The 20,453-nt window shown below is 59.8% G+C and carries 17 protein-coding genes, 1 tRNA gene and 6 pseudogenes; 13 read left to right on the forward strand and 11 right to left on the reverse strand.

What is annotated here, in order from left to right; translation table 11 throughout:
* Positions 1-160: 160 nt before the first annotated feature.
* A pseudogene (locus NJU76_RS26870) lies at positions 161-364 on the forward strand (sugar-specific transcriptional regulator TrmB); the annotation flags it as partial.
* A 301-nt stretch (positions 365-665) separates the two neighbouring features.
* Positions 666-2,054: a signal recognition particle protein Srp54 gene (locus NJU76_RS08455; protein ID WP_254532315.1), complete on the forward strand. Its 1,389-nt coding sequence runs from the start codon at positions 666-668 to the stop codon at positions 2,052-2,054.
* A gap of 195 nt (positions 2,055-2,249) precedes the next feature.
* On the opposite strand, the gene NJU76_RS08460 is transcribed toward NJU76_RS08455, so the two are convergent.
* The 4 genes from NJU76_RS08460 to NJU76_RS08475 all read right to left on the reverse strand — a co-directional run bounded on the left by NJU76_RS08460 (position 2,250) and on the right by NJU76_RS08475 (position 4,793).
* Positions 2,250-2,408: a hypothetical protein gene (locus NJU76_RS08460; protein ID WP_254532316.1), complete on the reverse strand. Its 159-nt coding sequence runs from the start codon at positions 2,406-2,408 to the stop codon at positions 2,250-2,252.
* A gap of 25 nt (positions 2,409-2,433) precedes the next feature.
* Positions 2,434-3,336 (reverse strand): CBS domain-containing protein, encoded by a 903-nt coding sequence (locus NJU76_RS08465; RefSeq protein ID WP_254532317.1) that lies wholly within the window; start codon positions 3,334-3,336, stop codon positions 2,434-2,436.
* 462 nt (positions 3,337-3,798) lie between these two features.
* Entirely contained in the window at positions 3,799-4,212 is a 414-nt protein-coding gene (locus NJU76_RS08470) for an RNA-binding domain-containing protein (RefSeq protein WP_254532318.1), read from the reverse strand.
* Positions 4,209-4,793, reverse strand: a complete 585-nt coding sequence (locus NJU76_RS08475) for an AAA family ATPase (protein WP_254532319.1) — start codon at positions 4,791-4,793, stop codon at positions 4,209-4,211. The genes NJU76_RS08470 and NJU76_RS08475 overlap by 4 nt, the downstream gene beginning before the upstream one ends.
* A 435-nt stretch (positions 4,794-5,228) precedes the next feature.
* Between NJU76_RS08475 and NJU76_RS08480 the strand changes: the two genes are divergently transcribed.
* The 3 genes from NJU76_RS08480 (at position 5,229) to NJU76_RS08490 (ending at position 6,234) form a co-directional block, all read left to right on the forward strand.
* A complete protein-coding gene (locus NJU76_RS08480; RefSeq protein ID WP_254532320.1) occupies positions 5,229-5,555 on the forward strand; it encodes a hypothetical protein in 327 nt (108 codons plus the stop codon).
* Between the two features lie 165 nt (positions 5,556-5,720).
* A tRNA-Arg gene (locus NJU76_RS08485) sits at positions 5,721-5,795 on the forward strand.
* A 169-nt stretch (positions 5,796-5,964) separates the two neighbouring features.
* Positions 5,965-6,234 carry a hypothetical protein gene (locus tag NJU76_RS08490; RefSeq protein WP_254532321.1) on the forward strand — a complete coding sequence of 90 codons (270 nt, stop codon included), beginning with the start codon at positions 5,965-5,967 and terminating at the stop codon, positions 6,232-6,234.
* Between the two features lie 873 nt (positions 6,235-7,107).
* Here the strand turns inward: NJU76_RS08490 and NJU76_RS08495 are convergent.
* Positions 7,108-7,266, reverse strand: coding sequence for a hypothetical protein (locus tag NJU76_RS08495; RefSeq protein ID WP_254532322.1), 159 nt, complete (start codon positions 7,264-7,266; stop codon positions 7,108-7,110).
* A gap of 147 nt (positions 7,267-7,413) precedes the next feature.
* The gene (locus NJU76_RS08500; RefSeq protein ID WP_254532323.1) at positions 7,414-7,617 is read right to left on the reverse strand and encodes a DUF7501 family protein; all 204 of its coding nucleotides are present in this window, start codon (positions 7,615-7,617) and stop codon (positions 7,414-7,416) included.
* Between the two features lie 614 nt (positions 7,618-8,231).
* On the opposite strand from NJU76_RS08500, the gene NJU76_RS08505 reads away from it, so the two are divergent.
* Entirely contained in the window at positions 8,232-9,596 is a 1,365-nt protein-coding gene (locus NJU76_RS08505; RefSeq protein ID WP_254532324.1) for a DolP-mannose mannosyltransferase, read from the forward strand.
* A gap of 80 nt (positions 9,597-9,676) precedes the next feature.
* Here NJU76_RS08505 and NJU76_RS08510 read toward each other — a convergent pair.
* Both NJU76_RS08510 and NJU76_RS08515 read right to left on the reverse strand, forming a co-directional pair.
* Positions 9,677-9,860, reverse strand: a pseudogene (locus tag NJU76_RS08510) (IS5/IS1182 family transposase); the annotation flags it as partial.
* A 2-nt stretch (positions 9,861-9,862) separates the two neighbouring features.
* Positions 9,863-10,020, reverse strand: a pseudogene (locus NJU76_RS08515) (IS5/IS1182 family transposase); the annotation flags it as partial.
* 70 nt (positions 10,021-10,090) lie between these two features.
* Between NJU76_RS08515 and NJU76_RS08520 the strand changes: the two are divergent.
* Positions 10,091-10,510: a hypothetical protein gene (locus tag NJU76_RS08520; protein WP_254532325.1), complete on the forward strand. Its 420-nt coding sequence runs from the start codon at positions 10,091-10,093 to the stop codon at positions 10,508-10,510.
* A gap of 400 nt (positions 10,511-10,910) precedes the next feature.
* Positions 10,911-12,014: pseudogene (locus NJU76_RS08525) on the forward strand (IS630 family transposase).
* A gap of 841 nt (positions 12,015-12,855) precedes the next feature.
* Here NJU76_RS08525 and NJU76_RS08530 read toward each other — a convergent pair.
* Both NJU76_RS08530 and NJU76_RS08535 read right to left on the reverse strand, forming a co-directional pair.
* Entirely contained in the window at positions 12,856-14,067 is a 1,212-nt protein-coding gene (locus NJU76_RS08530; RefSeq protein ID WP_254532326.1) for a branched-chain amino acid ABC transporter permease, read from the reverse strand.
* A gap of 6 nt (positions 14,068-14,073) precedes the next feature.
* Positions 14,074-15,276, reverse strand: a complete 1,203-nt coding sequence (locus tag NJU76_RS08535) for an ABC transporter substrate-binding protein (RefSeq protein WP_254532327.1) — start codon at positions 15,274-15,276, stop codon at positions 14,074-14,076.
* Between the two features lie 235 nt (positions 15,277-15,511).
* On the opposite strand from NJU76_RS08535, the gene NJU76_RS08540 reads away from it, so the two are divergent.
* From NJU76_RS08540 to NJU76_RS26875, 5 genes and pseudogenes are all read left to right on the forward strand, one after another.
* Positions 15,512-16,414, forward strand: a complete 903-nt coding sequence (locus NJU76_RS08540) for a branched-chain amino acid ABC transporter permease (protein WP_254532328.1) — start codon at positions 15,512-15,514, stop codon at positions 16,412-16,414.
* A complete protein-coding gene (locus NJU76_RS08545; RefSeq protein WP_254532329.1) occupies positions 16,411-17,184 on the forward strand; it encodes an ABC transporter ATP-binding protein in 774 nt (257 codons plus the stop codon). Before NJU76_RS08540 ends, NJU76_RS08545 begins: the two co-directional genes overlap by 4 nt.
* Positions 17,181-17,897, forward strand: a complete 717-nt coding sequence (locus NJU76_RS08550; protein WP_254532330.1) for an ABC transporter ATP-binding protein — start codon at positions 17,181-17,183, stop codon at positions 17,895-17,897. Before NJU76_RS08545 ends, NJU76_RS08550 begins: the two co-directional genes overlap by 4 nt.
* Before the next feature lie 63 nt (positions 17,898-17,960).
* Positions 17,961-18,467 (forward strand): annotated as a pseudogene (locus tag NJU76_RS08555) (integrase core domain-containing protein); the annotation flags it as partial.
* 38 nt (positions 18,468-18,505) lie between these two features.
* Positions 18,506-18,607 (forward strand): annotated as a pseudogene (locus NJU76_RS26875) (transposase); the annotation flags it as partial.
* 72 nt (positions 18,608-18,679) lie between these two features.
* Here the strand turns inward: NJU76_RS26875 and NJU76_RS08560 are convergent.
* Positions 18,680-20,368 (reverse strand): class I adenylate-forming enzyme family protein, encoded by a 1,689-nt coding sequence (locus tag NJU76_RS08560; RefSeq protein WP_254532331.1) that lies wholly within the window; start codon positions 20,366-20,368, stop codon positions 18,680-18,682.
* Positions 20,369-20,453 lie beyond the last annotated feature (85 nt).

Here is a 20,453-nt window from a genome sequence, read left to right on the forward strand (position 1 = left end):
GAGTGAAATATCCACCGACGCCGCTCGAGTGACCGTCACCGTTCGAGGCCGCACGATCGGTGGTTTGCGGTATCGCCGCTGCCATCTGCCCAAAACTCATATATTTGAGAACACCACCATAACACCTCATATATCACTGGCCCGTGCGCACACGTCCCTACTGACTGAGTTCGATCCGGTGCTTGACCGGGAGAAAGTCGACGATATACGCAGGCGATGGCAGGAGACGACCAATACATTCGGTCGCGTCTACAGCACCGTCCTCGGGGTAACGGAGCCGACGACGTACACCGAAATCGCCCAGGTCGCCGATTGTTCGCCGAACGCGGCGAAAAAGCACCTCGATCGTTACACCGAGATGGGTTCGCCATCCGAACCCGCACAACGCTCGTCTCCATTTCCACCGGCCGCCGATTGGAGCCCGTATCACGGACCTCGAGTCGCCGTCGCTCCATCCACTGGACATCTGTTCGACAGTGCTCGCCGCCATCGACGAACGAGTCGAACGGACGTGGGACCAGGGCTCGGCGGGTCGGTGAACGCCATCGCCCGCGTCGACCTCGTGATGCTCGGGACGGCGGAGCGATCCGTCTCAAAACTGAACCGGCACTCGCGTGTCGGACGTAGAAAAAGCCTTTAACACCATCGCCCCGTAGACCGAGCAAATGGTACTCGACGATCTCGGGAGTTCTCTGCGGGGCACCCTGGACAAGCTTCGCGGGAAGTCGCGACTCAGCGAGGAAGACGTCGAGGAGATCGTCAAGGAAATCCAGCGGTCCTTGCTCTCCGCCGACGTCGACGTCTCGCTCGTGATGGAGCTCTCGGACAACATCAAAGAGCGCTCACTCGAGGAAGAACCTCCCGCCGGTACTCCGGCGCGGGACTTCGTCCTCCGCATCGTCTACGAGGAACTCGTCGATCTCATCGGCGAGTCGACCGACCTCCCGCTCGAGGAACAGACCATCCTGCTTGCGGGGCTACAGGGGTCGGGGAAGACGACCTCCGCCGCGAAAATGGCGTGGTGGTTCTCGACCAAGGGACTTCGGCCGGCGGTCATCCAGACCGATACCTTCCGGCCAGGCGCGTACGACCAGGCCGAGGAGATGGCCGAGCGCGCAGAGGTCGACTTCTACGGCGACCCGGACACCGACGACCCCGTCGAGATTGCGCGGAAGGGTCTCGAGGAGACCAGCGAAGCCGACGTCCACATCGTGGACACGGCCGGTCGCCACGCCCTCGAGGACGATCTGATCGACGAGATCGAACAGATCGAGGCCGTCGTCGAGCCCGATACGTCGCTGCTCGTCCTCGACGCCGCGATCGGGCAGGGCGCGAAAGAGCAGGCCCAGCAGTTCGACGAGTCCATCGGGATCGACGGCGTCGTCATCACGAAACTCGACGGGACGGCGAAAGGTGGCGGCGCATTGACCGCGGTCGATCAGACCGATTCGTCGATCGCGTTCCTCGGGACCGGCGAGGAGGTCCAGGACGTCGAGCGCTTCGAGCCCGACGGCTTCATCTCGCGGCTGCTCGGCATGGGTGACCTCGGCCAGCTCGCAGAACGCGTCGAACGTGCCATGCAGCAAACCGGGGAGGAAGAAGAGGAGTGGGACCCCGAGGACATGCTGCAGGGCCAGTTCACGCTGAACGACATGCAGAAACAGATGGAGGCGATGAACAACATGGGACCGCTCGATCAGGTGATGGACATGATCCCGGGCTTCGGCGGCGGGATCAAAGACCAGTTGCCGGACGACGCGATGGACGTCACCCAGGAGCGGATGCGCACCTTTAGCGTCATCATGGACTCGATGACCGATGCCGAGAAGGAGTATCCCAAAGCCATCGGTGCGAGCCAGATCGAGCGCATCGCCCGCGGTTCGGGCACCAGCGAGGAGCAGGTGCGCGAACTCCTCCAGCAGTACAAGATGATGGAGCGCACGATCAAACAGTTCCAGGGCATGGGCTCCGAACAGGAGATGCAGCGGATGATGAAGCAGATGCAACAGGGCGGCGGTGGTGGCGGTATGGGCGGTATGGGGCCGTTCGGGTAACGCTGCGGGAACGGTTTCACGCAGCGAGGGCCGGACTCGAGTGTCGATTCCGATGACAGTCAGCCTGCCACTACGTTACTGCACTACGAGTCGTATCCTCGAGTACGAATGAATCGTCGACAGTATCTCACTCGCACGTGCGTGAGCATCGGTCTTCTCGCTTCGGTTTCCGGCTGTTTCGGCGACCTTGGTGGATCATCTGACGCGGACGACGGCGCTGCCGACGTCGATAGTCGAGCCGGCGAACGTGCGATCGATCGCGCCGCCGGACCGCTCAACGAGACCGCACAATCGCTTTCCGAACTCGGGGATTTCGAGAATCCCGGGGACGTCGAATTCGACCCCCGGAGCCACGGACCAAGATTTCCGAGGCGCGAGATCACCTCGAGACCGGAAGGTCGTCGACGAGGACGACTGCACCCCCTTCGAGGACCGTGGTTTCGTCGCCGTTTACCACGGTCGTCTCGATGCGGTACTTCGCGCGGCCGAGGTCTTCGACGACGTCGCAGACCGCGGTGACTCGCTCGCCGATCGACAGCGGAGCGCGGAAGCTACTTTCCTGCGAAAGGTAGATGGTCAGCCCCGGGAGCCGAGCGAGCGCCGCGCTGATGAGCCCGTTCGCGAGGACGCCGTGGACGATCCGTTTGCCGAACCTGGTTTCGGCGGCGTAGTCCGCGTCGAGGTGGAGTCGGTTCGTGTCACCGGTGACCTCCGCAAACGTCTCGACGTCGTCCTCGGAAATCGACTTCGTGAACCGAGCACTGTCACCCACCGAGACGGTCGACTCGTCTTCGCCGCGGTACTCGAACTCCCAGTCGTCACGTTCGTACAGGGTGTCGGTCCTGACACGTCGCTGTGTCGGATTGGCTTCTAGCCGATCTATGCCGCGGGCCAGGTGCGGAACGTAGTAGGACAGCTCCGTCGTCGTCAGGATTCCCTCGAGCGCGCCGTGGTCGTCCTCGCCGACGACCGGCAGGTGTTCGATATCCGACGACTGCAGCTCCTCGACGGCGTCGACGATGGACGCGGCCGCTGTGACCGTCGTCAGGGGCTTCGACATGACTGCCGATAGCTCGAGGTGACCGAGATCCTCCCGTTCGCAGAGGTTCGTCGCGAAGTCTCCTTCGGTGACGATACCGACGGGTTCCTCGTTACTGACGACGAGCACCGAACTCACGTGCTCGTCGCGCATTCGCGTCGCCGCTTCAGTTGCGGTCGCATCAGGGGGTGCGGTGACGACGTCTTCGACCATAATCTCTGCGACGGGTATCGTGTCGTGCATTTGATAATCATACGTGGCCTGGCCCTATCAGTCGTGGGTGGATCGGCGCAATCAGTATTGGCCCCTCGAGGTCGTAGCTCGAGTCAAACCCGTTTCCAAGGGCAGGTTCAGCCGAACGTCCACCTCGACCTGTTGACGGCGGCTCGCGAGGCGACCGTCGCGGCTCTCTGATCTCGGAGCCACCGTCCGCGGACGAAGACCGAGACGTCCGACACGCAGACAGCAACGTGGACGGTCGTGAAGGACCTGAGGGTTACGGGTTCTGCGCGAGCGGATATCAGGAAGTCTGATTCGGTCAGTGGAACACGACACCTCGGCGATGACTCGAGGTTCACTTCGAGTCTCCCCGAACCGACCCTCGACACCTGAACCGACTCTCGACGATCGATTCATCCGTCGCCGACTGAAAACGGAACGCGAGTTGGACACGTAGCTGCGGCGCCGAACGAGTCCTGAACCGAATCAGGTGTCAACCGGCCGGCCGTCCTCGGTCGGTGGCGCGATGTGATCGACGTACTCCTCGAGGCTCGGTTCGTCAACGCGCACGCGGACGCTAATTTCGCCGAGTTCGTCCGGCTCACCGACCGAGAAATTAACCCGGTCCTCGAAGGCTGCCTGCTTCTTCAGCGCGAAGGTGAAGGTGTCTCCTTCCTGGTTCGAAAAAAACTCGCCGCGCGCAGTGTCGAGGATTTCTTGGCGGTGAAGCAACTCGGAAAAGTGATCCAGCGCGTGGGCTTCCCCTCTCACTTCGCCGAACGTCTCCTCGATGTCTGCGGTCGGAAAGATGTTCGCCACGGCGTCGACCACCCGACTCGTGACTTCGGTGTCGAAGACCGGTGCCGTAATCTCGACGTCGACGCGATAGATGTCGCTCATGGCTCTTGTTTTCGTTCAGTACGTTTCCCGTCGTCGATCCCTTCCCGAACGACCTCCCGGATCCGATCGTGGAACGCCTCCAGCGAGCCGGTATTCTCGACGACCACGTCGGCTCGCTCCATCGCGTCGTCCATTCCGAAGCCCCGCTCGCGTTCGTCGCGGGCGGCCACCCCTTCGCCGCCGTCTGCCTCGCCCGCGTCCCGGCCGCGCTCGTCGATCCGGTCGGCTCGTATCTCGTAGGGGGCTTCGATACTGACGAGCGTAAACGCGTCTCCGAATTCGGTCTCGAAGACGTCAACTTCGACGTCGGAGCGGATGCCGTCGACTAGCACCGCATCGTGGTTCTCGAGGCGGTCCTCGATCATCGGCAGCGACCGTTCGGCGATGGCCGTGGGACCGTTTTCCTCGCGTAACGCTCGCGCGACCGTGCCGTGATCCTTCGCGGGATCGAGCCCGCGGTCGGCCGTCTCCTGGCGGACGACGTCGCCCATCGTCACCACCGGGATTCCATCTTCGCGTGCGACGGTGGCGGCTTCACTCTTCCCGCTCCCGGGCAGTCCCACCGTTCCGATGACATGCATCGGGACCACATACCGGCGAGACGTGTATAAGCGCTGTGTTCCGTCCCTCAATCCGACGTCAGACCCTCGTGTTCGCGACTGTCCCGTGTCAATCCGCCCCTCTGTTTCCTCGTCGGTCGTCCCGACGCTGTTGTTCCACTGCAACTATTTTATGCCGAAATGAGCCACGTTTCATCTGCGACCGGGGTATGATTCGAGACGAAACCGCCTCGATCGACCGCGTTCGAGTCGCAACTGACATCCGTTCGACGCACTCGAGTCGCCATCGGTTATGAATTCGATATTGTGTTATTTTCCCGCAACAAATCGGCAATATCTGCGGTATCACATCGTTCAATCGTTCGAATTCGAGGCGATTAATTCAAACCCTACCTAATATCTGAAACGGAATCCCGTTGTTATATGGATGTCGGCCCCCGAAGCGGATGCCGCACTATGACAGAAAAGCGCATCAAACGGCGTCGATTTACCGCCGGTCTCGGCGTCGGACTGGTCGCAGCAGTCGCCGGTTGTATGGACAGTAGCAGCGACCCCAGCAACGAGTCGGACAACGAATCTAACGGTTCGAGCGATGGAGTAGACGATTCCGGCGACTCGGAGAACCTCGACTCCAACGAGAGCGCGACGAACGAGACCGACGTCGGACTCGGTAACGAATCCGGCAACGAGACTGGCGGAAACACGAGCAACGAATCCGACGGCGGACTATCCGAAAACGAGTCGGAAAACGAGTCCGACGACGATTCGGAAGTCAAGTTCTGACGCCGTTCACGCTACTGCGGGACGCTTTTTCTTTGCGGCGGCCTCGCCGGATAGGGCACCGTCTTGCCGTTGCACTCCGCATGCGTCGGTGTGATTACGGATAGCGGTCGACTGCGACCTGAAATCCCAATCGCTTATACCGTTCCGACGTGGACTCGGACTCGAGGGCACGTAGCTCAGTCCGGATAGAGCGTCGGACTTCTAATCCGACGGTCGTGGGTTCGAATCCCATCGTGCCCGCTCCACAACCGTCGGTTTAGGTGTTCTCTCTGGATGTGGGGAAGGAATAGAGGCGATCGCCCAGTACTGTTTATGCATGCGATCACCACCGTTGACCGCGAAGTGGATAACTTTCCTCCCCTCCATACGCCACCTCACTATTTTTCTACTGGTGTCGGTATTTTCTATCATGGCACCGTCTATCGCGGAGACGACCGACGATTACTATCACGTTCGGTTCAACGACCCCGACACGTTCGACGAGATTCGAACCCCTGACTGGGCGGAAAAGGCTGCATCTTCGGTCGTGGACAGTGCGGAGGTTCGCACCGGTCACGAGGAAGGCGGGGATGACTCCGACTGGGAGATTCAGAGTGTCCTCATTCCGACCGGCAAAGTCTCCGACGAAGATGACGCCATCGACCAGGCCAACCAGATCGTCGAGAAGATCGAGTCCTGATTGACTCGGGTCGATCGATCCGATTCCTCGAAGCTGTGAACAAATTTACGGCTCGCGGTTGAGGAGACGGAACAAGAGAAACGTGTAGAGGAGATCCATCAATACTACGACGAGCGTGTAACGCGGATAGAGCAACTCTACGGCGATGAACAGTCGTTACAGTATCCTGAATTCCCCGAGGATCGTATGTTTATGTGACTACTGCAGGAGTGGTCTACTGGGGAGAGGTCCGAGTCGAGTCGCGGTCTGGACAGACTATAGAAACGGCCGCTATGGGGATCGATATGATATGCCGTCTACTGACATGCGAGGGAACACAATGTGAGAGTAGTTCCATGCTCTTGCACCGTCTAAAATTATACTTTCAAGAGGCCCTATCTAGACGCTTATGACGGTCCCCGTGGGTACGCTAACAGAAGTGATGTCCATGACGAACTCTAGTGACGCTCCTCAACGGTACCTCAGTTGAAGGTCGAGCCGGACCCATTGACTATGGACCTGAAGATCACCTCCAAATCGAAATCAAAGAAGAAGACGAGATAGAATCGATTCGATACGAGATCAGTGACGTACGTCGACGGTGAATGGGAACGACCTCAGGTTCGAAGATGTATGCCCGAGGTGGAAGAAAATGAGTGGATATCCCTAGAGAAGGTTGGAGAGGCCAAGATCACAGAACAGGACTGAGGTGGTGACCATGCTCGATAGAATTGGGGAGTAGTTTTCGATGTTCACCGAACTTCTGTACCGGCGGACTGGATATCATTTTCTCGCCAAAGTGCGTTGGAGCAGACGAAAATAGGGTGTATAAGTGGAAACAGAGCGTGGTAGCGATGACTGAGGAGTCTGTGTATACCACAAAGCAGGACTAACTTACTTCGAGATGTCTTCTTCCCTAGCAACCGCCTCAGTGGCGACAAACCTGGCCAGCTTTTTCTTTGGATGGTTGCGAAGCAAGTGTTCCTCGAGTTGTTCGCCATCCTCGATCTCATCATGGCACACGGGACACTCGAACGCTGATTTCGTTGCCATACTGTGGTCAGAACCCATATCCTGAAAAGGGAATTGCTGGCAATTGCACGCTCGAACAATCCACCGTAGACATCGTCATTCATTCGCTGTAGTTATACACTTCGATAGAACGTACGATCGTGAACAGTGAACGATCGGTGAACGAAGTTATCCAGTCCACTCTCCGCCGATGTCGTCGATGACGTTTTCACGCCATTGCTCGAACCGCTCCCGACAAGTGGCGTTCTCTCCCTTTTCGATATGGTCAATGAATCCCGGACCACCGTCGGGGAGTCGTTGCCCACAGAACGGACAAAAGTCGGGGTTGTTCCACTCTGATGAGTTCGGAGCGGGATGATCGTGATCGCCCATATTGGATCTTCGATCTTACAGAACATTAGCTGTGCGGCGATGATTGGGCCTGGTAAACCTGTCTCAGGAACAGGAGAATCAGTATCGTCTCGAATCACGTACTCAGCCGGTCACTACACCCGGGTCTGATCGCCCAGTCTCACAGCCTGAGAACCCCATGCGAACCGGAGGGGGTGACCAGAATCAACGATCGTCGCGAGAGTTTTGCTGCTAGTCTCGCTGAACGTTTCGAGGTCGATGGCTATCTCACAGAGCGAGAGTTCCGAAGAAAGGAGCTACACCGTGAGTGTCCTGAGAGTGATCGTAGTGCTCTCTTCATACGGACTACTGTACGTCATTACCGGTGCAACCGCGACCGTCCTGCGGGTACACCGGTACATCGTTACAGCAGACCGTATCAGTCCGGTATTGAAGAAACGCAGCTTCGAGACTACCGGTGAGTGGTTCTTGGACGTGCATACCAGCTGAACTCAAGAACTACTTGCTCATTGATTAGATATCATCGTGCCGACGGAAATCATCGCTGGTGTACATTCAAAATCTGCGTAAAATCGACTTTAATAATACGGTGCTCTCCGTTGATCGTACTCGTACGACCGGTGGAGTCCTCCACGATGTCCGTGTATTCACGTTTCCAGATTCGATCCTGTTGGCTCGCCATTCTTGGACCGACCGTCGTCATCGTGTTCGCCGCCGCATTCGCGGCGTTCAACCTCACCGACTGGCCCTCGCCCGAGGCCCGACGAGTGGCGATGATCGATCCGCTGTTCTTCCAGCACACGGGCTGGTACATCGTCAACGGCGGTGTACCGTACGTCGATGTCTGGGACGTCAATCCGCCCGTTCCGTTCGGGATCACGGCCGTTCTCGCCCTCCTTTCCGGCAGGGATATGCACCTCCTGCACGTCCTCAGTGTAGCACTTACGGTGATCGTCGTCGCTGCGAGCATCTTACTCGTCGGATGGGTGGCGTACCTCGTGACAGGCGAGGATGCGGCGGCGGTCGCCGCCGGACTCACGATGCTCGTCGTTCCTGAACTTCTCGTCATCCCGCTGCTTGGCGTCCGAGCGCAGTTTTATGCGCTGTTTTTCGGCGTCTGCGCGCTTGCGTTGGCCCTTCGAGACCGGCCGTTTCTCGCCGGAGCCCTCGTGGCGTTGAGCGCCGGTTCCTGGCAGGCAGGGGCTGCGTTCGCGTTGCTGGTCGTCGGGATAGCGTACCAGCGAACCGGGAGGGGGGGTGCGATCTCGACGGTCACCGGTGGCGGCGTCGTCGCTGGAGGTATCATCCTCGTATTTGCGGTTTCAGACGCGCTCGTACCGATGGTCGTTGAGACGGTGCTTGCGCCGCTGGTTGCCGGATCGCCGCACTCCCTGACCGAGCACGCTTACTCAATACTGCTCACTTTCGGTTACGGATCGCTGCTCCTCCTGGTGACATTCTACGGCTGGGCACTCGCCGCGGCCCGCGACCTGCGGGAGCGATGGTGGATTCCGGCGGGCGGGCTGATACTCGGCTTTCAGGTGCTGTTCGTCGACCTAGACGGCTCGACGGACGTGTTCCTCTGGCTCGTCTTCGTCGCGCTCGGCGTGGCCCTCGCCGTCGAGCGCATGATCGCTGTTCGGGCAGCGATGTCGGATCGTCGGCGAACGGTCGTCGCCGTCGTCGCCGTCATCGGGTTGCTCGTTCTCTCCGGATTGGTCTGGAATGCCCTCGCGCCGCCCCCAGCACCGGTACTCCAGACGATGCAGGAGGACGCCAGGCCAGACGAAGAGCTGTCGATGTCGCGGGGGGACGCGGACGTCCCACCGATGGAGACCATCTACTGGGAACAGATGGAACCAAAGGCCTGCCACTATCGGTTGAGCCGGAACGAGGTACGGTGGATCGCGATTACCGACGGCCACTTAGGGAGACAAGAGTGTGGTTCATGGCCGGCGGCTCTATTAGATACGCAGAGAGCGACGGAATCTATTGTTTGATACGGTCTGCTGTACCGATGTACTGGTGCAACCGCAGAACGGTCGCGGTTGCACCGGCAATGACGTACAGTAGTCCGTATGACAGCCCGTTCGACGTTGTAGATTGTGGCAGTCAGCGTAATTTCCCGAAACTGTCGGTCCCATACTCGCGCTCGGACGGCGAGCCATCCGAGTGCTTGGTCACCGAGTTCACGGTCTCACAGATCAACCGCTGGTTGTAGAGTGGACCGCATCCTTGATTCGCGCGTTGTGCACAAAGTCATACATTCGTGGTCTCGTGTACGCCCCGTCTCCGGCGGAGCGAACACATCGAACTCGTCGAGAAACTCAACGGAGAGACGTTCAAACAATGCTAGCGTCTCCGTCTCCACGACAGTGTAGAACGTTTATATCGAAGCGTTCTTTGCAGGATCGCTGGGCTCATCCACCACAGCGTTCACCGTGCTCTTTGGTGTGCCAATCGTTCTATACCATCCTCGTTACTATCTACTATAATGAGATTACTGATCTTTGGTCAGCCTAAATACCTGCAGAACCTACGGCCACTCACAGGCATGAAGACGGAAACAGCGATTGGTATACGACTGAAGAAGCCAGCAACACAGTCACTTCGGTACGCGTTTGGCATCCTGTGGTTGACCGACCTTATCGCCACGCTTTTTCTGTTTCTCGTTCCATACGCCACTGAGCTTAATCCGCTTACCACGCACCTCTACAACGCTGTCGGACTGCCCGGAGTCATCCTTGCCGGGACCGCCTATGCTGGTCTCGTGGTTGTAGCTGGCCATCTCCTGTCAAAGCCGGTAGACAGCTTGTTCGTCCTCGGTGTAATATCGGTGTACGCCGTCTGCGCCACTAATAATGTGATCCTGCTCCTCTTCCGCAGACCACTTATCGAAAGTCTCATCCTCTAATATCCGTGCCGAACGCTACAGGGAGTAGTTAGCTGTAATTGAGGGCGCTAACCCCCCTTCTGCTCACGGCGACGCCGTTCGCATGGTCAGCGGGACCGACGGTCCCGCGCTATCCGCAGCGAGCGAAGCGAGCAGGGAAGGGATACAACGCCCGCACGTCTTGTTTTCGTGTGAATCGGCACCCTTATCGAAGGGGGGTAGTAAGATGCTCACCACGCTTCCGGCGGTGTTCAAACGCGACAACAAGCGTGCATCGTCGGTTGTGGCCGAGTGTCCAACCGGTAGGAGCGGGACACTCCGAACCGCCCGTAACGGGAAGCCGCCTGCGGAGTCTGGAACCGTCCGCAGAACGCCATAATGAGTGACGGAAGTTATGGGCATAGACTGAGACGGGCCAGTGATGGGAGGAGACCGGCGAGGCGATCTTGTTCGTCATCTAAGTGAGCAGGAGTTGGATCGTCTGCTTCGTCCAGCAGACGATCCAAAGATCATCAAGCGACTCACCTTTGTCAAACGTCTCTACAAGGGAGCAACGTACGAGGAAGCAGCCGACGACGTTGGCAAATCTGCGTCGACTGGAAGTCGCTGGGCGCGTCGATGGAACGATGGCGGACTTGGTCAGTTGACACCGAACTTCGGGGGCGGAAGGCCCCCGAAGCTCGGTGACGAGGAATAAAAGCGTCTTTTAGAACTTCTCCGGGAGGGGCAGCCCTGGAAAGCACAGGAAGTTCATCAGCTCTTGGACGAAGAGTTCGGTGTAGAGTACCATCCGGATTATCTCGGTCGATTCCTCCGGAATCTCGGACTGTCCTACGCTAAACCACGTCCAAAGCGCCCCTCTCGGCCAGAAAACGCAGATGAAATCCTCGAAGAACGCGTCGCAGACGCGTTCGACGAGGAGACAGAGACGGCACATAACAAGCGTCCTGATGATGAGGACGAAGGATGGGTCCTCGACGACGATATTTGCACGGATGGGGGAACTGTCGTCGGTTTTTGTGATGCTTCGCATCCACAACCATACGACAATTCGCATCGACTGTGGTACGTTGATGATCCGACACTGGAACGACCGCTGGTGAAGCTTGACGAACCAGCGGTCGGATGCTATACGCTCACCGGCGAAAGTGTCCTGACGTTCCCTGAAGATCAATCGAAAGAGAACATCTGTGCGCTACTAGAGCAAGTCCGCGAGCAGAATCCGGGAACACGGATTCTGCTCGTCTTGGATAACTTCTCGTCTCACATCTGTGAACACACGCGCAAGCGCGCACACCAACTCGGTATTGATCTCGTCTTTCTTCCGGTCGGCTCACCGCATCTCAACCCGATTGAACAGGTCTGGAAAGTACTCAAACGCACTGCCTCGCCAATCGTGGTGGCGAGCGAGAGCGCGTTCCGAACTCTCGCTCGCCGTCTCTTCGACACCCTTACCGATCGACTCGGATTTGCTAAGTCCTGGATCGATCAATTCCTCAGTCCATATTTGCAAAAGTTATCTTGATCATTACGGCGTTCTGCCGGGCCGCACGAGACGCGGAGCGTCTTGTGGACGCTGTGGGATCTGTTCCTGCACGTTCCGACACAGAAACAGGACGCTCCGTCCGCACCAAGCGAGGGCCGGGGAGGCCCGAGCGCGGTCGGGCGGAGTAGTTCACAACAGAAGAACATGACCACCACGGCTATAAAACGTTCACTCCATCACCTGCGTCGTAACGCCGAAACCGTGGGAGTCCCGTGACCGATACGCGCCCTGTCTCTTTCACGCGCCGAATCGCACACTGCGTGCAGACAGTGACGGATCCGCGACCGAACATCGTGTTCACGGAGCCACTCGTGGAAGGCGTTCTTCTCGTCCCCTTCGTCTGCAGCGAGACCGAGCAGGTCGCCCGGCAGAACACGGGCGACCTGGGGCCCGACTGCTGTATCGTGTCTCCAGTTCGCCGTCAGTTGCACCTCCAACGGTCTTGATGAACGAGCCCGTCAAGACCGTCGCTTTCATCATCTGTGTCAATCTGATCGTCACCGATAGTGATCGGACGGACTCGTCTGTTCGAAGTCCGTTGCATCGATCGATCCCTGCCCAGGGGGAAGCAATTGCTGCACGCTTCGGCGCAACAACTGTCGCCAGACCCACATCTTGACGCAGTCAAGCGCCTGGCAGAGCGTCGATGGCCTCGGAAGGCCGTTCGGACTGACCGCTAAGATGTCGCAAATCGCTTCCATCAAAGAATACGATCATACCCTCACGGTAGGTATGACGTTGTCGACCCGGTAACACGTACCAAGTGGTTGCCAGTCGAACTGACCGAAAAGAACAACGACCCTGCAGCGAACGGTACGATTTAATCGTTCGATCCCGGGCCACTGCGGCCCGTGATCGAATCGACGGCGTTGACGACGGCGTGACGGATCGATTGCAACTTTGTAACGACGCTCTCGTCAGCGAAGCCGACGACGCCGCCGAATCCGTCGCGGTCGTAGTGGCCACGGGCTGATCCGAGCCACTCGCCGAACCGCTTGAGACCGCCGGTGACCCCGTTGTCGAAGAACAGAACCACGATCAGCAGCAGGATGCCGAACGAGAGTTCCCAGTAGGCCTCCAGCAGCGGGAACTGCCGGATAAACCACCGGAGATACTCGAAGGTGATCGCACCGATGACCGGTCCCAGGAACGAGTAGGGGCCACCGATGACCGTCACAAGCACCGGTTCGGCCGACGCCGTCCAGTGGGTGGCACCGGGCTTGATGCCACCACTGTGGATGATCAACATCGCCCCGGCCAGGCCCGTGAAGGCACCCGAGATGATGAACGTCTTCCAACGGTGACGCTGGACGTTGACGCCGAGTGCCCGGGCCCGTTCGGGGTTCTCCCTGAGCGCCAGACAGACCGTCCCGAACGGCGACCGAACGATTCGCCACAGGGCGTACACCGCCACCGTCCCGATGAGGAGACTGATGTAGTAGTACGGTCGCGGGTAGAGGAAGTGCCGCAGGTAGAACTCGATACCGAGGATGTTGACCGTCCCAATCTGCGAGAGGAAGTCCAGGCCGTCGGAGCCGTTCGTGACGACGTCCAGGGGCATCACGGCAGCCAGGTGGTCGTACTGGACGATGACCCAGATGGCCATCGAGAACGACAGCGTGATCATCGCGAAGTAGATTTCCTCGAGCTGGACCGAGAAATAGCCGACGACCACCGCCAGGATGGCGGCGGCAATCACGCCCAGTAGCAGCGCGAACACGAAGTTTACGAGCACCGAGAGTCCACCGAAGGCCGTGCCGAGCCCGTAGGCCGGCACCACGCGCAGGAAGAACAGGGCGGCGGCGTAGCCGGCCGCACCGACGAACATCGCGTGACCGAATGACAGCAGCCCGGTATAGCCGTACAGGAGGTTAAACGCGACTGCCAGCACGCCGATAAGCAGCGCACGGGTCAGCAGGTCCACCTGCAGGGCCGGGAGCACCCACGGGACGACGACCAGCACCGCCATGGCCATGGCTATCCAGAGCCGCCCGCCTTCGAGCCGCAGTTGCTGGCGAAGGTTGGGAGACATTCAGCGCTAGAGCCCCGGCGGGAAGCCAGAGCCCTCGAGCAGGCTGGTGGACTCGTCCCGCGTCAGGGTCACTTGCTTGTTGTTCGAGAGGCCGAGACCGTCGTAGGGCACGTCGTCGTCCGAACTGGAGACGCCGAGCACGGACGGGGCGTTGGCCTGATGGCTCTCGGGATCCATCTTCCAGGTGCCTCGCGGGCCGGAGACCTCGATGCCCTCGAGTTCGCTGACCACGTCGCCGGTCTTGGTGCCGCCGGCGGCTTCCATGGCCTTCTTGTACATCCAGATGGCGCTGTAAGCGCTGCCACCCGTAAACGACGGGATAGCCGGCAGGTTCTCGACGTGGTCCTTGTACTTCTCGAGGAAATCCGTGTTGGTCTCGTTGTCGAACGCGGAGTGCCAGTACCAGCCGGCGATCTTGACGTCTTCCGGCATCTTCGAGCCGAGTGCCGAGAACACCGTGGGGTCCATCGCCAGGGTCATGTACACCTGGTCAACCTGGTCGAACAGGCCCTGCTCGGTGCCCTGCTTGAAGAACGTGACGGCGTCGCCCGCCCAGAAACCGGAGAAGACGACGTCCGGATCTGCGTCCATGATAGCGTTAATCTGGGGGGTCATGTCCGTCGCACCCAGGCTGGGGAACTCGCTGGCGACGTACTCGTGACCGGCACCCAGGCCGTCGGAATAGGCCTGGAAGTAGCTCCAGACCTGCTCACCGTAAGCGTAACCAGGGCCGATGTTGGCGACACGCGATCCGCTGTGATTCTCGTTGGCGTCTTCCGCGATACCGTAGACGTTCGTGGCCGTGTTGGCGTTCGTCCGGAAGATGTTCTCCTTAAACGAGGCCTTGTCCGAGTACGTGTCCGTGTCGTACTCGGTGATGTACGGCGTGCCGATGTCGGTCAGCGTCATCGGCACGCCGAGCTGGTTGATCGCCGTCGCGTTCTTCAGTGTGACGCCTGAGGACGTCAGGCCGACGAGGGCGTCGACCCTCTCTTCCTGGACGAGGCTCTTCAGCTGGGCCGCTGGGTCATCACCGTGACCGCGGATGACGATCTCGACGTCGTTGCCGTTGATACCGCCGTCCTCGTTGACCGCATCGACGCCGGTGCGGGCCGCTGCTTCGGAGGCTTTGCCAAGTGCGGAGGCGACACCCGTGATGAGGTACATACCGCCGATTTTGATCGTGCTGCCACCGCCGCTACCGCCCATGCACCCGGCGAGTCCAATTGCCGTCCCCGCTCCGACAGCAGCGAGATACCTTCTGCGTGAGACACTCGAAGTGTCCGACACGGTCTGCGCCGTATCCACCCTTCTATTTGACACTTTGTCGTTCATAGTTGTACATCAACTAACAGTGCAGGGCCTCCATTATAGATGAATGTTCACATGTGAACGTTCAACTGTACACGTACACTTATATACCGAAAGAAACCCACCTAATCGTATGGTATCGGTAGATTTCGTTATCACACAGCTCATCACCGGAATCAGCATCGGGAGCCAGTTATTCTTGGTGGCTGTCGGACTGAGCCTCATCTTCGGTGTGATGGACGTATTGAACTTCGCCCACGGCGTCCTCTACATGATTGGCGCATACGTGGTGGTCCTGTTCGCGACCGGCGGTGAACTGCTGGGATTCGCCTTCCCCGAACTGGGTTATTGGATGGGACTCGTACTCGCCATGCTCATTGTGGGGCTCGTCGGCGCCTTTATCGAGTGGGGGTTCATCCGCCGAGTGTACGACCGAGAACCGCTCGACCAGTTACTGTTGACCTTCGCGTTCGTCCTTATTTTCACCGACATCATCAGGGAACTGTTCGGGTCGGCCGCCAGCATCCAGCCGCCGGCCCTGCTTGCCGGCAATCTGATGCTCCCGGTCGGGTACACCATCTCCACCTACCGGGCGTTCGTCATCATGATGTCCGTCCTGACGATGGCCACCTTGCTGGCCACGCTTCGGTACACTAACGTCGGCCGAAAGGTCCGGGCGACGGCCAGCGACCGTGACATGTCACGGCTGCTCGGCGTCAACGTCCCGGTACTGTACACGGCCGTCTTTTTCGTCGGGGCTGCCCTCGCGGGCCTCGGCGGGGCACTCTCGGCACCCATCCTGAGCATCAAGCCGGCGCTTGGCGACCAGATCATCATCCAGGCGTTCATCGTCGTCGTGCTGGGCGGCCTCGGCTCGTTCGGCGGGGCTTTCATCGGCGCGTACGTCATCGGCATCATGTCGGCGATGGGGCCGGTCATCGGTGTGGCCGGTGCCGGTGAACTGATGCCGTTCCTGGCGATGATCCTCATCCTGCTGGTCAAGCCCGAGGGCCTGTTCGGGTCGGTGAAAGCATGAGTACGGTGCTGGAAACCGACGCACTCGAACGGCGGTTCGGCCGCCTCATCGCCGTCGACGACGTCACGGTCAGCATCGACGACGACGAGATCACCAGCATCATCGGGCCGAACGGGGCCGGTAAGACCACGTTCTACAACCTGCTGAGCGGGACACTTATGCCCACCTCCGGGACGGTGAAGCTCCGCCCCCGGGACAGCACCGAACTGGTCGACGTCACCGAGGACGAGCCCCACGAAATCGCCCGTCGGGGCCTCTCGCGAGCCTACCAGATCAACAACGTCTTCGAAGGGTTGTCGGTGCTGAACAACGTCCGAGTGGCGCGAATCAGCAACGACCGGCGGACGAGCGACCTGACCGCCATCACGAAAGACGACGATGAACTCACGGATGCCGCCCGGGAAATCCTCGAACTCACAAACCTCGAGGAGGTCGCCGACACCGAATGTGCGAACCTCTCACATGGCGACACGCGAAAAGTCGAGATCGCTCTTGCCCTCGGGACGGATCCGTCGATCATCCTGCTGGACGAGCCGACGGCTGGGATGAACAAGTCCGAGACCGACCGGATGGTCGACCTCATCCGCCGGCTTGACGAGGAGACCGACACGACGTTCGTCCTGACCGAACACGACATGGAGGTCGTACTGGGCATTTCTGACCGCATCCTCGTCCTGGAAAACGGGTCGCTGATCGCCGACGGCACGCCCGACGAGGTGATGGCCGACGAACGCGTTAAGGAGGCCTACCTGGGGGGTGAGGAAGCGTGAGCGTCCTCGAATGTGACGACGTCAACGCCTACTACGGTAACAGTCACGTCCTATTCGACCTGGCGATGAGCGTCGAGGAAAACGAGGTCGTCGGCCTGCTGGGCCGCAACGGCGCCGGCAAGACGACGACGCTCCGGACGATTACCGGTACAGTCCCCCGGCGCGAGGGCCACATCAGCTACCGAGGCCGGGACATCAGCCACGAGTCGGTCGACTCGATCAGCCGGTCGGGTATCAAGCTGGTGCCGGAAAAACGCCGGATCTTCCCCGACTTGACCGTCAACGAGAACATCCAGGTCGCCCGGGATACCTGCGCCGACCCTCGACCGATGGAGGAGATGTATGATGCCTTCCCAGTGTTGGCCGACCTCCGGGAGAGTCTGGGCCAGAACCTCTCTGGCGGCGAACAGCAGATGCTGTCGGTGGCTCGGGCGCTGGTCCAGGACCCGGACGTCCTCCTGCTCGACGAACCCACCGAGGGACTGGCGCCGGTCATCGTCGACGACCTGGCGGACGTCCTCGGTGACGTCGTCAAACGCGACGTGACGGTCGTCCTGACCGAACAGAACGTCGACTTCGCGCTGAGCCTTTCGGAACGGGCCTACATCATCGAGAAGGGCTCGAACGTCTGGGATGGTTCCGTCGACGACCTGCGGAACCGCGACGACCTGCTCGAACAGTACCTCTCGGTCGGCAGCGCCGAAGCGGACTGACTGAGCCGCTCGCCGATTGTTACCTACAAGTCAGGCATAAAGCCTCACCCTCACGGAGCGCCGGGCGCCCGATTCCATCGGACGCACAAACTCTCGGGGGCTCAGAGCGACCCGCCGACGGCGCAGCCGTCGCGGGTCGCGGTCGACGAGAAACAGATCGAGGTAGACGTCGAAAAGAAGTGGTTGTACGCCGCGATCGACACAGAATCAAAACTACTTTTCGAAATCGACGTGTTCAGCCGCCGCGGGACTGACCCCGCAGCGGCGTTCCTGCACCGACTCACCCCGAAACACGATATCGCCGAGACAGAGTTTCTCGTCGATGCTGGCGGCCATCTGACTGTCCTCGCTCGTCATGAATTGAGCGGTCAGCTCAACTACAGCGATCGAAACCACGTCGAAAAGTGGTTTCAGACTGTCTCAATGAGGATCGACCGCTTTCACTCGTTCTGGCGGGGCAGTTCAGCCAGCGCACGCCGCTGGCTGAAACGGTTCAGACACCACTATAACCACGATCGACCGAATCAAGCGCTCAATGGCCGAACGCCGGCTGAGGAGGTGCTGAACTAGACAGTGCCCAACAAAAGATACTCCCGAATCCTCTACAGGATAGGGATAACGGCTGGTTGGCACAGCCAGCGGTTCGCCTGTTCGACCGTAGCGAGGGCAGTTTCGCCCCGCGAGAACAGGTCACGAACCGCGAACCGTAACATCCCAACTGCGGTCGGGAATCCCCGTCCTCAGCAAGCGCCCGAATGGGCGCGAGCAGGGCGAGGAGGATGTCAAACGTGCTCTTTCCAGTCCGGAAGGTGGACTTCCCGGTCCCAGCCGTGGTCGTCGCGGTCCTGTTCCGCGTTGGCGAGTTCGACACGCTGGATGCGCTCGGAGGGCGTCCGCGGGAACTCGTCGACGAACTCGACGTAGCGGGGCACCTTGAACGGCGCGAGTTCCCGCCCAACGTGAGTGATGATGTCTTCCTCCAGAACCTCGTTGCTGCTTCGCTTGACCTGGACCTTCACGACTTCTCCGTACACGGTGTGGGGCGCGGGGAAGATCGCGCTGGCTTCGACGCCATCGAGTTCGTCGATGACGTTCTCAACCTCCCGCGCGGAGATGTTCTCGCCGGCGCGACGAACCATGAACTTCCTGCGGTCCACGTAGTAGCAGAACCCGTCCTCGTCCTCACGTGCTATGTCACCGGAGTGGAGCCAGCCGTCCTGAATCGTCTCCGCCGTCTGGTCGAGTAGTCCCACGTACTCGGCCATCGCACCGACGTCGGTCCGGAGGAGTTCGCCCGTCTCGCCGACCGGAACCTCCTGTCTGTCCTCCACGAATTTGACCTCGTGACCGAGGTCTGGAAACATCGGCTTGCCGATGGCACCGTGACGGCGCTCGTCGAGCGCCGGGTAGTTCATGAGCAGGACGGGATTTTCGGTCTGGGAGTAGATTTGGACGACATCGAGATCGAACAGCGCTTCCAGGGAGTCCCACTGCTCGTCCCCGATTGGACCGATTGCGAGGTCGAGGTCGTTGTCCGGGACGGAGTCCTCGTCGTACTTCGCCAGCAGCATCTGGACGACCCCACCGAGAATATTGACCGAAGTGACGTCGTGGGGGACCACGTGGTCAAAAAACGCCGATCCTGAGAAACTGTCGGCGAAGACCCAGCCACTCCCGTGGAGGGTCTTCGCCAGCATCCCATAACACTGGTTGTTGGCGTGAAAGAGCGGAAACGGATTGTAGTTGACGTCGTCCTCGCCGAGTGGTGCACCGAGGAAACTCTTCGCGGAGAGGAGATAGGATTCGTTAGTATGCAGTGCCGGTTTCGGCATGCCGGTGGTTCCAGACGTGTAAAGGATGCTTACCGGATCGTCGCGGTCTTGTTCGTGGTCGGGATTTCGAGTCGTCCCTGCCTCGGAGACGAGTGTCGAGAGCGTGACCGTCTCGGCACCGTCGACGTCGTACTCGCGGTCCTCGTCAGTCATTCCGTCGAGGACGACGACCGTCACGCAGTCCTCGAAGTCGGGGACGACCGCGTCGAGGATGCCGAGGTAGTCGTTGTCCGGCTGGACGAGGATGGTCGAGATATCCGCCGTATCGATCGCGTGACGAACTTCCCGCTCTCGGTACTGCCAGTTGATCGGGGTCTGAACGGCTCCAATCTTCGTACATCCGTAGATAGCAGTGACGTACTCGGGGCTGTTCACGAGGTGCAGCCCCACCCGGTCGCCCGCTGTAACCCCGGTGCTAGCCAGCGCGTGGGCCACCTCGTTGGCGCGCGCGTTGGTCTCGCCGAAGGTGAATGACGCCCCCGTCGTCGCGTCGGTCATGTACTGCCGGTCGGGCCACAACTGTGCCGCCGTTTCGATGACGCCCTTTACCGTCTCGACCTCTCGCATTGCCGGGGTCAACGATTTCTGGACGGCCTCGTACGTGAGTCCGTGCTCGTCCACGGTTTCGTGTTCGGTCATACTGATATCCTCGGTTTCTGGAAGACAATAGGTGTACGTTGCCATGGGAACGTCGGCGGTGACCGGTCTGGTCTCCCGGCCGAAC

It is taken from the genome of Natrinema gelatinilyticum (assembly GCF_024266705.1).
Lineage (GTDB): Archaea > Halobacteriota > Halobacteria > Halobacteriales > Natrialbaceae > Natrinema > Natrinema gelatinilyticum.

Coding starts and splice junctions, on each gene's coding strand:
- NJU76_RS08455 (WP_254532315.1), top strand. CDS start 666: ATGGTACTCGACGATCTCGGGAGTTCTCTGCGGGGCACCCTGGACAAG.
- NJU76_RS08465 (WP_254532317.1), bottom strand. CDS start 3,336: ATGCACGACACGATACCCGTCGCAGAGATTATGGTCGAAGACGTCGTC.
- NJU76_RS08470 (WP_254532318.1), bottom strand. CDS start 4,212: ATGAGCGACATCTATCGCGTCGACGTCGAGATTACGGCACCGGTCTTC.
- NJU76_RS08475 (WP_254532319.1), bottom strand. CDS start 4,793: ATGCATGTCATCGGAACGGTGGGACTGCCCGGGAGCGGGAAGAGTGAA.
- NJU76_RS08480 (WP_254532320.1), top strand. CDS start 5,229: ATGACAGAAAAGCGCATCAAACGGCGTCGATTTACCGCCGGTCTCGGC.
- NJU76_RS08490 (WP_254532321.1), top strand. CDS start 5,965: ATGGCACCGTCTATCGCGGAGACGACCGACGATTACTATCACGTTCGG.
- NJU76_RS08495 (WP_254532322.1), bottom strand. CDS start 7,266: ATGGCAACGAAATCAGCGTTCGAGTGTCCCGTGTGCCATGATGAGATC.
- NJU76_RS08500 (WP_254532323.1), bottom strand. CDS start 7,617: ATGGGCGATCACGATCATCCCGCTCCGAACTCATCAGAGTGGAACAAC.
- NJU76_RS08505 (WP_254532324.1), top strand. CDS start 8,232: ATGTCCGTGTATTCACGTTTCCAGATTCGATCCTGTTGGCTCGCCATT.
- NJU76_RS08520 (WP_254532325.1), top strand. CDS start 10,091: ATGAGATTACTGATCTTTGGTCAGCCTAAATACCTGCAGAACCTACGG.
- NJU76_RS08530 (WP_254532326.1), bottom strand. CDS start 14,067: ATGTCTCCCAACCTTCGCCAGCAACTGCGGCTCGAAGGCGGGCGGCTC.
- NJU76_RS08535 (WP_254532327.1), bottom strand. CDS start 15,276: ATGGGCGGTAGCGGCGGTGGCAGCACGATCAAAATCGGCGGTATGTAC.
- NJU76_RS08540 (WP_254532328.1), top strand. CDS start 15,512: ATGGTATCGGTAGATTTCGTTATCACACAGCTCATCACCGGAATCAGC.
- NJU76_RS08545 (WP_254532329.1), top strand. CDS start 16,411: ATGAGTACGGTGCTGGAAACCGACGCACTCGAACGGCGGTTCGGCCGC.
- NJU76_RS08560 (WP_254532331.1), bottom strand. CDS start 20,368: ATGACCGAACACGAAACCGTGGACGAGCACGGACTCACGTACGAGGCC.